The sequence below is a fragment of the Mycobacterium sp. 050134 genome (assembly GCF_036409085.1).
Lineage (GTDB): Bacteria > Actinomycetota > Actinomycetes > Mycobacteriales > Mycobacteriaceae > Mycobacterium.
In genome coordinates, this window is record NZ_JAZGLV010000029.1 from 1 (window position 1) to 14,687 (window position 14,687).

Consider the following 14,687-nt stretch of genomic DNA (forward strand, 5'->3'; position numbering starts at 1 on the left):
CCCAAGCCTACGAGCCAACACGTCGCTTGACATCCGTTAGGAACTCAAAACCGGCCGCATTGTGACCACAGAAACCAAAGTGACACAAGAGAATACGAAGACCCCGCGCTCGCAGCGCCGCCGTCACCGCATCCGAGAAGCCAACCAATCCCTGGCGCCAGGCAGCGCTATACGTCCTTCGTGCCAGCTGATTTCGCGCCGAGAGTGCCGCGGTGGTCGACGATCCGCGAAAGAGCTAGATCCGCCGTTGTTGCAGTCGCGCGATCACCCAGAACGGTAGCGCGACGAAGAGGGTGCCGCCGATCAGGTTACCGACGGTGGTGATCGCGATATTGGTCAGCAGGCCGTGCGCACCCAAACCCCAGGTGATCGGCCCGCGCGGTGCGGCATGATGAAAGAGGTTGAGCAACAATGGAAGGCCGAGGAATCCGACATTGGCGATGACGTGCTGGGTACCGCCGATCACGAAGGCGAACGGGCCGTAGAAGGCGAACGCCATTCGCGCCACGTCGCTACGGGCCTTAAAGAACATGCACATCGCCGTCTGGAGGAACCAGGTGCAGATCACCGCCAGCAGCAGGGCCGTCAGGAACGGCTGGCCGGCCTTCTGGGAGCCGACCGCCGCCGCCCGTTCCGCGAACGCACCGAGATAGGGCCCCCCGGCGGCGCCGCAGACTGCGATGAAGACAAGCGCCCCAACGACATTGCCGACGAGGCCGACGCCGACCAGGAACGCGTAGACCCGCACCGTCATGGTGCGCTTGAGGACGGCGAGGAACCCGGCCGCCATGTCGGCGGTGATCAGCGACATGCCCGATACCAGGATCAGCACGAAGGACATGCCGAACGCCAGGCCCATCAGCAGGCTGGCCACGCCCGGCGTCTTGACACCGGTACTCACCATCAGCGCCAGCAGCGCGCCGAACGCCACCATGGCGCCACCGACCAGGGATCGCATGAGGAATGCCCACGGATGCGAAGCCTTTTCCACCGCCATGGCCGCCACGCGGTCCACCATGGCCCCCACGCTCAGCGGCTCGAACGGGTCCTCGACCCCGCGGTCGGCGGGGCGGGCGGACGGGAACGGGGTGACGGTGTCCGGCAGGGAAACATCGCTTTCCAATTGCGGCGCTTGCGCGTCGATCGTCATGCGTGATCGCCTCTCTTAAACGTGTCGATGGCGCCAAGGACGCCGGCAATATGCTCGTCGCTGAGCTTCTCCCCCTCGAAGACGTGATTGAGCAGGATCTTGAGGTCGAGCATCTGTTGCAGATAGACCAGGCAGGGCGGGCATTCGTCGAGGTGCTTGGCCACCACCGCACCCCAATGGCGCGGGTCGGAATCGACAAGGTCGTCGACGAGCCGAACGAAGTCGACGCAGTCAATGGCGGGGACTGTGTTGTCGTAGACGGTCATCGTCGATACCGCTTTTCCAATTCGTTGCGAAGGTTTCCCCGGGCGCGATATAGCAGGGCGCGCTGCCCCTCGGCGGAGAGCCCGAGGATCCCCGCCGCCTCGTCGGCCGAGGTGCCGACGACGTCGCGGAGGATGACCAGCTGCCGTTGCCGATCCGGCAGCCCGTCGAGTGCGGCACGGACGTGCCCGACGAGCTCGCTTTCCACGGTTCGGTCCTCGGGCAGGAAGCGTTGCGACGGCGGGACGCTCCAGTGACCGGCGTCGGGGTGGCCGGCGGGGTGCATGCGGCCCGAAAGCGGGTCACCCGCTTCCGAATCCGCATCGGCCAACAGTTCGTGGTCGCGGATCCGGGACTCGCGGCGCCGGTGACGCGAGGCCGTGTTCTTGACGATGCCGAACAACCAGGTGCTGACCGACGAGCGTCCCTCGAACGAATCCGCGGACTGCAAGACCTGTACCCAGGCCTCTTGGACGGCCTCTTCGGCGACGGCGGGCGAACTCACCATAGTGCGGGCGAAATTCACCATCGGGCGGTGGAAGTCGCGCACCAGGCTGGCCAGCGGTACCCCGCCGACCAGGCGCTCGGATTCGGTGCCCTCCGGTGGCACCGCCACCGGAGTCACCATCGGCCCGAACTCAGGCGCATCCGGCCAGTTCCCAGCGCAATTGGCCCTCGGACGGCGACTGCACGGGAATGAACGCCGCCTCCCGATAGCGGCGGCTCGCCGCCGTCCTGCTCGCGTACCCCTTGCCGCCGGCGGTCCGCATCTCGAGATCCGCGCCCGCGCTGGAAAGCTCAGCGGCGGCCAGGCGCAGCGACAACAGGTCTCTCTTCGCCGGTGCCTGCGCCCCGCCCACGGCCGCCGCCAGGCCGGCCAACGTTGCCTCGGCGCGGGTGAGCCGCTCGGCCACGCGCTCGACATCGGCCGCGAACACCGAGTTGACCCCGTCGAGTCCGCGGCGGGCCTGCTCCACCGCGGTGCGGGTCAGCCCCAGGCACATGGCCGACTGCAACACGAGGAAGGTCGGCCGGACCGACCGCAGGAACCCGTCGAAGTCACGGGTCAACAGCTGATCCGCCGGGACGAACGCGCCCTTGAGATTCAGGTAGGACGACGCGGTGCTGCCCATCGCCAGCAGATCGAAGTGGTCGCCCACGACCACGCCAGGCGTGTCCAACGGCAGGGCCACGATGAGCCTTTCACCGTCATCGGCGCGCACCGCGGTCACCATGATGGAGTCGGGGTAGAGGTTGCTGGCCCACCGGATCGGGCCGGACACCTCGTACCCCCCGGCAACGCGGGTGGCCGTCAGCTCCAGGCTGCCGCAGCCCGCCGCCTCCTTGAAAGCCGAGGCCATGCCGGTGACCCCGAGGCTGGTACCCGCCAGTAGCGGCTCAACCACGGCCAGCGCGAAAGGCGTTGCCGCCGTGAGCAAGTACTCCACGGCCATGCGGTTAGCCCATAGCGAGAACCCGGTGCTCATGCACTCCCCGGAGATGGCCCGGATCACATCGGCCATCTCGGGAAGCCTGCCGTCGGCGTTGCCCGGCGCCCCGATGCCGAGCAGCCCGGCCGCGCCCAGCGCCGGGAAGCTGCGCCGCGAGTGCTCTTCACCGCGGTCCAGTTCCGCGGCGTGGGCGCGGACGTCCTCCAAGAGTGCGTCCGCCAAATGGCGGGCCGCGGGATCGATGGTGGCGGTCATTCGAGCACGTCCGGGGCATGCGGCGAGGAATGCTTCCACGCGTATTCGAGGAACTTGCCGTCGAACGTGACGACCACGCGATCGCCCTCGGGGTGCGGGCGCCGCTCGACACTCATCTGGAAGTTGATCGCGCTCATGATGCCGTCCCCGAATTCTTCGTGGATCAGCTCTTTGAGCGCCGGGCCGTACACCGACAGGGCCTCGTGGAACCGGTAAATGGTCGGGTCGTTGACCACCGAAGCCTCGGAGCCCCGGTACGGCATCAGTTGCAGGACCTCCACCGCCTCATCGTCGAGGTCGAGCAGCGACGCGACGGTCTTCGCGTCCTTGGCCGACAGGGGGTGCTGCCCCAGCAGCGCCGAGACCGTCCACACCGGGTCCTTGCCGATGGATTCGGCGATCTTGGCCCACGTCACGCCGTGCTTGGCGCGCGCACGGCGGATGATTTCCCCGAGTTCGATCTTCGTCAGCGTTGTCATAATGAATTTCCTTTAATCGGTGATAAGGGTCGAATCGACACTCACCGGGTTGCCGAACGTGTTGACCACGGGCGACCAGGCAATTGCATTGTCGTGTATTTCCTTCAGCGTCGCCTCATCGGCGTCCGCCGCGAGCGTCACCCGGCACCGCACGGCGCTGAAGCCGAGTCTTTTGCCCTCTGGTGTGTCACCGACCCCCCACACCGCGGAAATGTCTATGTCGCCTTCCATTTCGACCTCGATCTTGCTCAGCGTCACGCCGCGGTGCGTGGCGTTGGCCAGCAGCCCCACCGAGACGCATGAGCCCAGCGCCGCCAGCGCGGTCTCCGATGGGTTGGGGGCCGAGTCGTCACCCAAAAGCGCGGGCGGCTCCCCCACCAACATCGGCGCCAGGTCGCGCACGTAGGTCATGTTGCGGAATCCCGCCTCACACACCGTGGTCGCCTTCAGCGTCTTTCGTCCGGTGGCCGGATTCTCCTTGGCGTTGCACGACAGCCGGTCGAGCCCCTGTGCGTCGATGACGAGCGCGTCGGTCATGAACTTCCTCCGTATCTCGCTGGAATGTTTCTCGCTGGAATGGGTCGTCACGGAGTTAGTGCTCGGCGGCGCTCGCCGCGTGACGGGAGCCCGACGGGATTTACCGGCACGACACGAAACCTGACGCGCCCGAAACATTGCGGCTCCCCGCGCCGGGGCGGGCGAACGCTGACGGGCCAGGCGTTGCTGGCGTCCGCCGACTGTGGTCGATGTCGTGGCCTTTCAGCGGCCGCGCCGGTTAACCGGCAACGGCGGACGCCGGCCGCCGGGCGCGCCGCTGCGGCAGGTCAAGGGCGCCCGCCCCGCGGGGCCGGGCAATAAAATCCCGCCGATTCTCTTCGGGCCGGAGCCGGGCGCCGCGCCGCCCGTCGGTGCTACGGGCCAGTCGGCTCCGTCACGAAGTCAATGAGCTCCTCGACGCGGCTGATGAGCGCAGGCTCCAGGTCGTTCCAGTCGCGCACGCGGGAGCGGATGTGGCGCCAGGCCCTGGCGATGTCCGCCTGGCTGCCGTGCGGCAAGCCGAGCGCCCGGCAGGCACCGTGTTTCCACTCGATGTGCCTCGGCACGTCCGGCCACGCGGTCAGGCCGACTCGCTGCGCCTTGACGGCCTGCCAGATGTCGACGTACGGGTGACCCACGACCAGCGTGTGCGGGCCGCCCGGGCCGCGCCGCACCGCATCGGCGATCCTCGCCTCCTTGGAGCCCGCGACCAGGTGATCGACCAGCACGCCGAGCCGGCGTCCCGGGCCGGGCGCGAATTCCTCCACGATCCCGACCAGGTCATCGACGCCACCGAGGTGCTCGACGACGACGCCTTCGATGCGCAGATCCTCACCCCACACCTGGGCGATCAGTTCGGCATCGTGGCGCCCCTCGACGTAGATGCGGCTGGCGCGCGCGACCCGGGCCCGCGTACCGGGCACAGCGACCGACCCGGACGCCGTCCGGCCGGCGGCGGTCGGCGCCGCGCGCCGCGGCGCGGTGAGGATGACAGGACGGCCGTCGAGTAGGTAACCCGGGCCTAGAGGGAAGCCGCGGGTCCGGCCGTGCCGGTCTTCGAGATCGATGCGGCCGTATTCGACGCGGACCACCGCGCCGACGTAGCCCGTCTCGGCGTCCTCGACGACCATTCCCAATTCCACCGGGTGCTCGGTAGAGCGGGGCTTGCGCCGCCCCGCGGCGAGGACATCGGTTCCATAGCGATCGGCCACCCGGCAATAGTAGGAACCCTTGCGGCCAAACACGGTTTACGGCGCGCCACGGATGCGCCAACCGTGACCCGGACCCGTCCCGGTTTGCGCCAAACCGGTTGTAAGAATTCGCCAGCAACCGCGTGGCGTTAACCGGTTGGTGGCCTTAGCGCTGCTACCTTGTTATCTGCGGCGTCAACGCCGCCGATCCGCAGTGTGGCGGTTAGCGAGGTGGAAGATGGATCTGACCCAATGGGTTTCCAGCATCGTCGCCTTTGTGCGCGCCGGCTACCCGAGCGGCATGCCGACCCACGGTTACGTCCCGGCGGCGGCCCCGGCTTGTCGGCGGGTGTCCACCGACGAGATCACTTCCCTGACAGACGAACTCGCCGAGCACCGGCCCTGGCCCGTCAGCGCCACCGACGTCGGTGTGGCGATCACCCGCATCACGAACACGATGCCCTCGCCCGAGGACATCGCAAAGGTCCAGCGCCGGCTTGACTGCCGCAAGACCCCCACCGCCTAGGGCGCAGACCTTTTCTCGGTTTTCCCCTGCGGCGTTCCGGCAGGCTTGACCGGCCCGCCGCAGGCCGCCAGGAACGCCGGGTAGTCCCATGTCGCCAAAAATTCGCGCCCCGCGGCCAATCCGCGTTGGTAGAGCGCGTCGCGCTGTTGCGAGGTGATGTCGAAGTCGATCGGGCTGACCTCGTCTGCGGGCACGAAGATGGTCCGCCGCACCGTGCACGGGTCGTCGATGTAGGCGTTGTCCTGATTGCTCAGCAATGTCTCGATGGCCGCGATGCCCAACGAGACCGGCCCGTGCACCGGGTGCGTCGGCGGGATGCCGGGGCGCGCCGACAACCGGATGCCGAACGTCGGCCACCGGGGTTGGGCATCGGGCCGGTCAAAGAGCTCCACCGGAAAGTCGGACAGCAACCCGCCGTCGACCCACGTCGCACCACCGACCCGAACCGGCTCGAAGACGTACGGAATCGCCGCCGACGCGTGCACCGCTCGTGCCACTCCGAACTCGTCCGGATCGACGCCATAGGCACGCAGGTCCCACGGGATGCGAACCAGTCGCCGCCGTGACAGGTCACTGGCCGTCACGACGAGCGACCAGGCGAACTGCTCGGGTTCCTCGCCGGTGCGCAGGTCGCCGAAGGTGCGCACGCCGAGGTCGGCGAGCAGGCCGGCCAGGAGCCGTTCGAGGTAGTCACCGCGGTACACCCCATCGGACACCAACAGGGAGAGCCCCCCGCCGACCAGGGGAACCCGACCGATCAGGCTGCGGTCAAAGAACTTCCGGTAGTCGATCGATCGCATCACCTCGCCGAGCCGCGTCATCGGCTCCCCGGCGGCCTGCAGCGCCGCCACCAGCGCCGCGACGATCGCGCCCGCGCTGGTGCCCGCCACCCGGGGGAACCGGTAGCCCGCCTCGGCGAGTGTGTCGACGGCACCGACCAGCCCGATCCCCCGGACACCACCGCCTTCGCAGACCAGGTCGGCCCGTCCGGCCGGCACGCCGGCCGTCATGAGACCCGGCACCCGTCGGTACCGAAGAAGTGCAGGTGTCCGGGCTCCGGGCGCAGGCGCACGCGGGTCCCCTTCTCCGGCGGATGCCGGCCGTCGGCGCGCGCGACGACGGGCTGATCGATCACCTTGCCGGAATCGGTGATTCGTCCGTACAGGTAAGCGTCGGCCCCGAGTTCTTCCACCACGTCGACCTCCATCTCGACACCGCGGCTGCCGAGTTCGAAATGCTCGGGGCGGACGCCGACCACAACCTCGGGCGCGGAATCGGCGATCGCGCGCGGCAGCGGAATGACCCAGTCCCCCAGCGAGATCGAGGCGCCCACGATGGGCAGGGTGAACAGGTTCATCGCCGGTGACCCGATGAAGCCCGCGACGAACACGTTGCCCGGATTCCGATACAGCTCCCGGGGTGGCGCGAACTGCTGCAGCACCCCGTCGCACAGCACGGCCACGCGGTCGCCCATCGTCATCGCCTCGACCTGATCATGGGTGACGTAGACCGTGGTGGTCGCCAGCCGCCGCTGCAGCGCAGCGATCTGGTTTCGGGTCTGCACCCGCAGTTTGGCGTCCAGGTTGGACAGCGGCTCGTCCATCAGGAACACCCGTGGCCGGCGTACGATCGCCCGCCCCATCGCCACCCGTTGGCGTTGCCCACCGGAAAGGTCTTTCGGTTTGCGTTCCAGGTAGGGCTGCAGGTCAAGCAGTTTGGCCGCGTCGAGCACCCGCTCGCGGACCTCCGCCTTCGGAACCTTGGCGATCTTGAGCGCGAAGCCCATGTTCTGCGCGACCGTCATGTGGGGGTAGAGGGCGTAATTCTGGAACACCATGGCGACGTCGCGATCCTTGGGGTCGACGTCGGTGACATCGCGATCGCCGATCCGGATCCGTCCGGAGTCCAGCGTCTCCAGCCCGGCCACCATCCGCAGCGATGTCGTCTTGCCGCAGCCGGACGGCCCCACGAGCACCACGAATTCACCGTCCCCGACGAAGAGGTCGAGACCTTCGAGGGCGGGTCGATCGGTCCCCGGGTAGCGGCGCGTCGCCCGCTCGAAACTCACCGAAGCCATGGCGATCAGTTCATCCCGGTGACGGCGATGCCGCGGACGAACGACCGCTGCGCGAAGGCGTAGATGACCACCAGCGGCACCATGATCACCATGGAGGTCGCCATGATGACGGGCCAGCGGGCGACGTACTCACCGCGCAGCCGGACCAGCCCGAGCGTCAGTGTGGCCAGGTTGTTGCGCTGAATCATCAGCAGGGGCCACAGGAAGTCGTTCCACACGTTGACCCACGTGAGCACGGCCAGCACCGTCACCGCCGGCCCAGCGTGGGGCAACAGGATCCGCCAGTAGATCTGCCACGGCGAGCAGCCGTCCAGGATCGCGGCCTCCTCGAGGTCGGTGGGGAGGGTTTGGAAGAACTGCCGCATCAGGTAGGTACCGAAGGCGCTGCCGAACAGGCCGGGAACGATCATCGCCCAGGGCGTGTCGACCCATCCGAGGGTCCGCATCAGGATGAATTGCGGGATCACGGTGACGGTCAGCGGCACCATCAGCGTGCCCAGATACAGCACGAACAACGTATCGCGACCCCGGAATTGCAGGCGTGCGAAGGCGTATCCGGCGAGGGAACAGAAGAACACCTGCCCGGCCGTCACGCACCCGGCATACAACACCGTGTTGAAGAACATGCGCCAGAACGGCATCAGCGTGAAGGCCTCGGTGTAGTTCGACCACCGCGGGTGGGCGGGAAGGAGCCTCGGCTCGGTAACCTCGCCCTCGTTCTTCAACGAACCCGACACGGCCCAGGCGATCGGGAACAGCCAGCACCACGCGATCGCGATCAGCGCGGTGTAGACGAGCAGGGCGCGAAAAACGTTGCGCTTGAACACGCGCTCACCTGAGACCACGGGACGCCTCCATCGACCGCTGCCTGGTCAGCCGCAATTGCAACACAGTCAGCACGAGCAGGATCGCGAACATCACCCACGCCAAGGCGGACGCGTAGCCGAATTCCAGGAACGAGAACGCGTGCTGAAACAGCATGATGCCTAGCACGTAGGTCGCCGATTCCGGGCCGCCATTGGGCCCGTTGAGGACATAGACCATGTCGAACGCCTGGAACGCGTGGATGATCGAGATGACCACCACGAACGACATCGCGCCCCGGATCAGCGGCACGGTGATGAACGCGAATTGCCGGATCTCACCGGCACCGTCGATCCTGGCCGCCTCGTAGACGGTCTCCGGAACCCCCTGCATCGCCGCCAGCAAGATGACGGTGGCGAACGGCACGCTGCGCCACACGCTGACCATACACAGCGAAACCATGGCCCACTTGGGATCGACCAGCCACGGTATCGGGCCGATGCCGACCCAGCCAAGCATGATGTTGAGCAGGCCGTTGTCAGTGTTGAAGACGAACTGCCACACGACCGCCATCACGACCGACGAGATGGCCAGTGGCAGAAAGACGATGGTCCGGAAGATGCCGATGCCCCTGACCTTGCGGTTCAGCACGCCGGCGACGACCAGGCTGATCAGCAGCGTCGGAACGACCGTCCCGGCGGTGAAGACGATCGTGTTGCGAATCGCGATGAGGAACAACGGATCGGAGGTGAACAGCTCCCCGAAGTTCTTCAGCCCCACATACTTCGGCGGTCGGAAGACGTCCCAGTTCTGGAAGCTCATATAGAGCGAGAAGCCGAGCGGGAAGAGCATGAACACCACGACCGCGGCGAGGTTCGGGGCCACGAAGAGACGCCCGGACCGGGCGCGTCGTCGCGCGGGACGCGACGCCTTCGCGTTCTGGCGCGTGACCGGCCCGGCCGGGGCGGGGATGTCGACCGATGTCATGAAGCGTGCAACACCTCATCAACGGCGGGCGATAACGCGCGCAGCGAGGTGGCAGGGCGCGAGCCTCGCAGCACCGGGCCGAAGCTGCGGTCCATCAGGGCGACAACTTTCTCCCACGCTGGAGTCACGGGCAGGCCGTCGGAATGCGCCGGCCCCTGCGTGAGCACGGCGACGTTACGCACTCGCTGATGCGCCTTGGCGAAGCCGGCCGAGTCGAGCGCCGACCGCAGTACCGGCACGAACAGGCTCGATTCGGCGATCAGCGCCTGGCCGATTGGACCGGTCGCGAATTTCACGAATTCCCAGGCCTGCTCCCTGCGCGGGCTGCCGGCGGAGATGGCGAGGCCGGTGGAACCGATGTTCGAGCGCGCCGCCTGTCCCTGGCGACGCGGGCCAACCGGCAGCGCGGTGACGTCGAAGTCGAGGCCATCGGCACGGATGAACGTCTGGTAGCGCCAATGGCCGCCAAGCGCCATCGCCGCCCTGCCCGACGCGAAGAGGTCCGGTGTGGACATCGATTGGACCTCCGACGCGTTCGGCGCCACCCCATGCTTGTTGGCCATGTCGGCGTAGAACTGCACGGCCTCGATGAAGGCGTCGTCGTCGAAGTTGAAGTGGGCCGGGTTCTTCAGCGGGGTGGACCACGGCACCCCGTTATTCATCGCGAACAGGCCGGCCGAATAGTACGAGAACCACATGTTGACGAAGCCCCACTGCGCGACCCGCCCCGACCCGGCCCGCTTAGTGGAAGCCCGCGCGGTCTCCAGGAATTCGCCGAAAGTCCAGGGATGCTCCCACGAGTTAGGCGGCGCGGGGAGCCCGGCCTCGGCGAAGAGGCGCCTGTTGTAGAACAGGTAGTTTCCCGACCATTGCTCGGGCAGGGCGTACTGGCCCCCGTTGTGGTTGAAGCTGTCGTACAGCGGGGCGATGCTCTCCGACTGCAGTTCCCGCGCGAATGACGGGTCGTGGGCGAGCATGGTGTCGAGATCGAGCAACACCCCGCGGTCGGCCAGTTCGGCGTAGGTCAGGTCCCATGCCATGAGCACGTCCGGGCATTTACCGCCGGCACAGAAGGTCGACAGCTGCTGCATGACGCCGGGCGCAGACAGCACCGCCCGCACCTTGATGTCGGAATGGCGACGCTGGAATTCGTCGATGATGCGCATCCTGGCGTCACGCTCGTCGGGGTTGGCCGCGAAGAAGAAGGTCAATGCGTCGTCGTTGGGGGCACAGCCGGCCGCCCAGGACGCAAGGGAGACCGCGGTGAGCGCACCGGCGCCCCGCAACAAGCTCCGCCGCGCGAACGGCTTATCCAGCATCCCTTGTCCGATCGTGCACCCTCGCCGGCACCACTGCCAGCCCGGCTTGCCGTCCTTGGTACCCGACCGGCCTGAGATCTTCCTGGGACGACAGCGTTGACGACGGCATTGGTGCCCGCACCGGTCACCTTTCCCGCACGGACATCGTCAACAAGGTGACCGCATCCAACCAACCCCCTCCTCGAAGGAGACCCAGGCCATGACCTCCTCGATTGTGCGCCGCGTCGCGCTGCGCTGCCATTCGGCTCGCCGCCGCGGAAACACCTGCCGGACAACGGATTGACCGCCCGTGACTACTGCATACGTCCTGATCGCGCTGACAACGGCCGTCGTCACCGCGGCGATCGCCATCGCCGACCTAGTCCCGGCCCGGTTCGTGCTGGCCAACTCGTCGGAGGTAGGGGTGCCCCGGTCCTGGCTGCCGGGGCTGGCGGCGCTGAAGCTCGCGGGCGCCGCCGGGCTGATCGCCGGCCTGCTGGGCCTTCGGGCCCTGGGGGTTGCCGCCGCCGCGGGACTTGTCCTGTTCTTCGTCGGCGCCGTCGTCACCCATCTGCGGGCACGCGTCCTCTACAACCTCGCGTTTCCCGGCGCGTACCTGGCCTTGTCCGCGGCGACGCTGGCGCTGACGGTCGCACGGTGAGCGCTCAGGCGGGAAAGTGGCTCAGGCGGGAAAGTAGCTCAGCCGGTCGACTGTGGTGGCCGGCCCGGTCACGTCGGCGAACACGATCCCGCGCCGCGGACCCGAGTCGACCGCGACGACGACCGTGGGGCCGGCGCTAATCGTCTTCGTCGGGCGTGCCCCGGCGAGCCGCTCGACGAGCTCACCGATGTCGAGCGGCTCGTCGTCACCCGCAGTAATTGCCGCCGTTGGTGAGAGTCCCCGAGCCGCGGTGGTCCTGTCACCCCTGGCGGCGGCGTCCAAAATCCCCGCCACCCGCTCCTGGTGGCGCGCTCCCGGCCGCCGGAAACCAGCCATGAAGCCCACCGCGCCGCGCGGTCCCTGATTGCCCAGCAGTCCCCGCGACAGTCGCAGGGCCGGCGACATGGCCCGCGTTCCGCTCCGCAGGAACTGCCGCACCATGGCGGGAAGCTCCCAGTAGGCGCGCAGTCGGGCAATCCGCCAGTCCCCGTTGATCTCTCGGAGGTCCTCTCGGGGGTCTTCTGGAAGGTCCTCTCGGAGGTCATAGCGCAGGAAAGCGGGAATGTGCATCGTCACGTCGGGGCCCATCGCAACCTCGAGCTCCAGATCGCGCAGGACGACGGTGCCGGCGACCACGTCGAGATGACGGTGGAAAGTGATCTCCCGCGGACCGATGAACGTGTCGAAGAACCGGCCGATCGCGGCGTGCCCCACGTGCGGCCGCGAACCCACCGGGTCCTCGACGCGGCCGTCGTCGGTGAACAGGGAGACCCATGCGGTGCGGTCGTGCGCGGCCGCGGCCTGCGGCGAACGCTCCACCGCCGCGAGCAGGGTCTCCGGTGCGGGCGCCGTCATGAGGGCCCGCCGACCAGCTCGACGCCGGCGGCTCGCAGTTCGTCGGCGGTCCGCGCCGCCGAGTCGACCGCGACCGGCGCCGTGAGGTCCACCAGCACGCGAGTGGCCAGGCCGGCGCGCGCCGCGTCCTCGGCGGTCCGCCGCACGCAGAAATCGGTGGCGAGGCCGACGATGTCGACCTCGTCCACCCCGCGCTGGCGCAGCCACTCGAGCAGCGGCGTCCCGTCCTCGTCGACACCTTCGAAGCCGCTGTAAGCCGCGTCGTGAGCCCCCTTGCGGAACACGGCCTGGACCCTTCGGGTGTCGAGAGCGGGATGGAATCCGGCGCCCGCGGTCCCGGCGATGCAATGCGGGGGCCATGACGACGAGAAGTCCGGCCGGTCGGAGAAGTGGTCGCCGGGATCGACGTGGAAGTCCTGGGTCGCGACGACGTGCGCGTAACTGGGGCCGCTGGCCAGATAGTCGCTGATGGCCGACGCAATGGCGCCGCCGCCGGCAACCGGCACCGGCCCGCCAGGGCAGAAATCGTTCTGCACGTCGACGATGATCAACGCCCGCACAGGACCCACCCTATCGCCGGCCGGGACCGCTAGCTGGGCCTTCGCGCGGCGAGCGCGAGGGGCGGTTTGTTTGCGGGTCTGCCGGGTAATCTCGCTGCCATGTTGATCCGCAGAATCGCGAGGCCCCTGTTGTCGGCGGTGTTCATCGGGCAAGGAATCGAGTCACTGCGCAATCCCAAGCCCGCGGCCGAGGCCGCGGCGCCCGCGGTGGACGGTCTGCGCGCGTTGCCGGACCCGGTCGGCAGCGCCATCCCCGCCGACCCGCAGACGTTCGCTCAGATCAACGCGGCCGTGCAGATCGGCGGCGGCCTGTTGTTGGCCACCGGGAAGGCTCCCCGGATTGCGTCGGCCGCGCTCGCCTTCACGGTGTTGCCGGCCAACCTGGGGGCCCACATGTTCTGGAGCGAAAGCGACCCTGCGCTCAAGGCGCAGAAACGCCAGGCCTTCCTCACCGACCTGAGCCTGCTGGGCGGGCTGCTGATCGCCTCGGCGGACACGGCCGGCAAGCCGTCGCTCGGTTGGCGCGGCCGCCAGGCGGCGGAGCGGCTCTCCGAGCGCGTGTCGTCGGCGCTGCCCGGATCGGACGACCCGGCGTTCGATCCCGATTTCGGCGAGTTGGGCGAAAAGATAGTGCACGGGTTGCACGTCGGCGCCGAACGGGGCCGCGAGCTCGCCAGCACCGCCGCCGAGCGCGGCGCCCCCTACGCCGAGGCCGCACTCGAACGCGGCCGCGAGCTGGCGAGCACCGCCGCCGAGCGCGGCAGGCCCCTCGCCAAGAAGGCGTGCCAGCGCGGCGAGGAGCTCGCCGACGAGGCCGCCGAACGGGCCGCCTACCTGGCCCTCAGGGCGCGCCAGCGCGGCGAGGAGCTCGCCGACGAGGCCGCCGAACGGGCGGCGCCGCTAGCCAAGAAGGCACGCAAGCGCAGCGAGAAGTTGGCCAAGCAGGCGCGCAAGCGCAGCGAGAAGTTGGCGAAGCAGGCGCGCGCCCGCGGGGAGGACCTGGCCGACACTGCGCGCGCCCGCGGCAGCGAGCTGGCCGAGACCGCGCGCTACCGGATCGAGGACCAGGTCAAGACGGGCCGCCGCAGGCTCGGCGTCTAGTTCTGTGGCCGGCGGGGCGCCGCACCCGCCGCGAAGCCGTCGACGATCTCGTCGACGTCGCGGTCGACGTCGACCGTGACGCCGGCCTCGTCGGCCCCGAGCGGTTCGAGCGCGGCGAGCTGCGATTGCAGCAGCGCCGGGGGCATGAAGTGACCGGTCCGCGCGGACAGCCGACGGCCGATGACTTCGGCCGACCCGCGGAGGTAAAGAAACTCCGCCTCGGGGCACAGCGCGCGCAGTTGGTCGCGGTACTTGCGTTTGAGGGCCGAGCAGCTCACGACGCCGCCGTCCGGGTGATCGGCCAACCACCGGCCGACCTTGTCGAGCCAGGGATGGCGGTCGTCGTCGTCCAGCGGTTCCCCGGCCGCCATCTTCGCGATGTTCGCCGGCGGGTGCAGGCTGTCCGCGTCCACAAACGGCACCCGCAGCCGCCGCGCGAGGGCCGCGCCCACGGTCGACTTGCCAGACCCGGATACGCCCATCACGACGATG

At 68.4% G+C, this 14,687-nt stretch carries 18 protein-coding genes; 3 read left to right on the plus strand and 15 right to left on the minus strand.

Annotation, left to right across the window (positions count from 1 at the left end; genetic code table 11):
- Nucleotides 1-235: 235 nt before the first annotated feature.
- From SKC42_RS24775 to SKC42_RS24805, 7 genes are all read right to left on the minus strand, one after another.
- On the minus strand, nt 236-1,150 hold the full coding sequence (locus SKC42_RS24775; RefSeq protein ID WP_330966886.1) for a formate/nitrite transporter family protein: 915 nt from the start codon (nt 1,148-1,150) through the stop codon (nt 236-238).
- Nucleotides 1,147-1,416 carry a hypothetical protein gene (locus SKC42_RS24780; RefSeq protein ID WP_330966887.1) on the minus strand — a complete coding sequence of 90 codons (270 nt, stop codon included), beginning with the start codon at nt 1,414-1,416 and terminating at the stop codon, nt 1,147-1,149. The genes SKC42_RS24775 and SKC42_RS24780 overlap by 4 nt, the downstream gene beginning before the upstream one ends.
- A complete protein-coding gene (locus tag SKC42_RS24785) occupies nt 1,413-2,042 on the minus strand; it encodes an RNA polymerase sigma factor (RefSeq protein WP_330966888.1) in 630 nt (209 codons plus the stop codon). Before SKC42_RS24785 ends, SKC42_RS24780 begins: the two co-directional genes overlap by 4 nt.
- A 10-nt stretch (nt 2,043-2,052) precedes the next feature.
- The gene (locus SKC42_RS24790) at nt 2,053-3,120 is read right to left on the minus strand and encodes an acyl-CoA dehydrogenase family protein (protein WP_330966889.1); all 1,068 of its coding nucleotides are present in this window, start codon (nt 3,118-3,120) and stop codon (nt 2,053-2,055) included.
- Entirely contained in the window at nt 3,117-3,602 is a 486-nt protein-coding gene (gene cynS, locus SKC42_RS24795) for a cyanase (RefSeq protein WP_330966934.1), read from the minus strand. The genes SKC42_RS24790 and cynS overlap by 4 nt, the downstream gene beginning before the upstream one ends.
- Nucleotides 3,603-3,611: 9 nt before the next feature.
- On the minus strand, nt 3,612-4,136 hold the full coding sequence (locus tag SKC42_RS24800) for an OsmC family protein (RefSeq protein ID WP_330966890.1): 525 nt from the start codon (nt 4,134-4,136) through the stop codon (nt 3,612-3,614).
- 374 nt (nt 4,137-4,510) lie between these two features.
- Nucleotides 4,511-5,347 (minus strand): DUF3097 domain-containing protein, encoded by an 837-nt coding sequence (locus SKC42_RS24805; protein WP_330966891.1) that lies wholly within the window; start codon nt 5,345-5,347, stop codon nt 4,511-4,513.
- Nucleotides 5,348-5,564: 217 nt separating this feature from the next.
- Here SKC42_RS24805 and SKC42_RS24810 point away from each other — a divergent pair, with 217 nt between their 5' ends.
- Entirely contained in the window at nt 5,565-5,852 is a 288-nt protein-coding gene (locus SKC42_RS24810) for a DUF3349 domain-containing protein (RefSeq protein WP_330966892.1), read from the plus strand.
- On the opposite strand, the gene SKC42_RS24815 is transcribed toward SKC42_RS24810, so the two are convergent.
- From SKC42_RS24815 to SKC42_RS24835, 5 genes are read right to left on the minus strand one after another with little or no spacing between them, the layout of a single operon-like run.
- Nucleotides 5,849-6,862, minus strand: a complete 1,014-nt coding sequence (locus SKC42_RS24815; protein ID WP_330966893.1) for a patatin-like phospholipase family protein — start codon at nt 6,860-6,862, stop codon at nt 5,849-5,851. The genes SKC42_RS24810 and SKC42_RS24815 overlap by 4 nt on opposite strands.
- Nucleotides 6,859-7,929, minus strand: coding sequence for an ABC transporter ATP-binding protein (locus SKC42_RS24820; protein ID WP_330966894.1), 1,071 nt, complete (start codon nt 7,927-7,929; stop codon nt 6,859-6,861). Before SKC42_RS24820 ends, SKC42_RS24815 begins: the two co-directional genes overlap by 4 nt.
- 5 nt (nt 7,930-7,934) lie before the next feature.
- Complete coding sequence (locus SKC42_RS24825; protein WP_330966895.1) at nt 7,935-8,774, minus strand: carbohydrate ABC transporter permease; 840 nt, start codon at nt 8,772-8,774, stop codon at nt 7,935-7,937.
- Nucleotides 8,761-9,720 carry a carbohydrate ABC transporter permease gene (locus SKC42_RS24830; protein WP_330966896.1) on the minus strand — a complete coding sequence of 320 codons (960 nt, stop codon included), beginning with the start codon at nt 9,718-9,720 and terminating at the stop codon, nt 8,761-8,763. Before SKC42_RS24830 ends, SKC42_RS24825 begins: the two co-directional genes overlap by 14 nt.
- Nucleotides 9,717-11,039 (minus strand): ABC transporter substrate-binding protein, encoded by a 1,323-nt coding sequence (locus SKC42_RS24835; protein WP_330966897.1) that lies wholly within the window; start codon nt 11,037-11,039, stop codon nt 9,717-9,719. Before SKC42_RS24835 ends, SKC42_RS24830 begins: the two co-directional genes overlap by 4 nt.
- A gap of 289 nt (nt 11,040-11,328) precedes the next feature.
- Here SKC42_RS24835 and SKC42_RS24840 point away from each other — a divergent pair, with 289 nt between their 5' ends.
- The gene (locus tag SKC42_RS24840) at nt 11,329-11,679 is read left to right on the plus strand and encodes a DoxX family protein (protein ID WP_330966898.1); all 351 of its coding nucleotides are present in this window, start codon (nt 11,329-11,331) and stop codon (nt 11,677-11,679) included.
- 21 nt (nt 11,680-11,700) lie between these two features.
- Here SKC42_RS24840 and SKC42_RS24845 read toward each other — a convergent pair whose 3' ends face one another.
- Together SKC42_RS24845 and pncA are read right to left on the minus strand one after the other, a co-directional pair.
- A complete protein-coding gene (locus SKC42_RS24845; protein WP_330966899.1) occupies nt 11,701-12,534 on the minus strand; it encodes a nuclear transport factor 2 family protein in 834 nt (277 codons plus the stop codon).
- Nucleotides 12,531-13,094 (minus strand): pyrazinamidase PncA, encoded by a 564-nt coding sequence (pncA, locus tag SKC42_RS24850; RefSeq protein ID WP_330966900.1) that lies wholly within the window; start codon nt 13,092-13,094, stop codon nt 12,531-12,533. Before pncA ends, SKC42_RS24845 begins: the two co-directional genes overlap by 4 nt.
- Before the next feature lie 99 nt (nt 13,095-13,193).
- On the opposite strand from pncA, the gene SKC42_RS24855 reads away from it, so the two are divergent.
- Nucleotides 13,194-14,195 carry a DoxX family protein gene (locus tag SKC42_RS24855; RefSeq protein ID WP_330966901.1) on the plus strand — a complete coding sequence of 334 codons (1,002 nt, stop codon included), beginning with the start codon at nt 13,194-13,196 and terminating at the stop codon, nt 14,193-14,195.
- Here the strand turns inward: SKC42_RS24855 and SKC42_RS24860 are convergent.
- On the minus strand, nt 14,192-14,677 hold the full coding sequence (locus SKC42_RS24860; RefSeq protein ID WP_442932257.1) for a gluconokinase: 486 nt from the start codon (nt 14,675-14,677) through the stop codon (nt 14,192-14,194). The genes SKC42_RS24855 and SKC42_RS24860 overlap by 4 nt on opposite strands.
- Nucleotides 14,678-14,687: the final 10 nt, after the last annotated feature.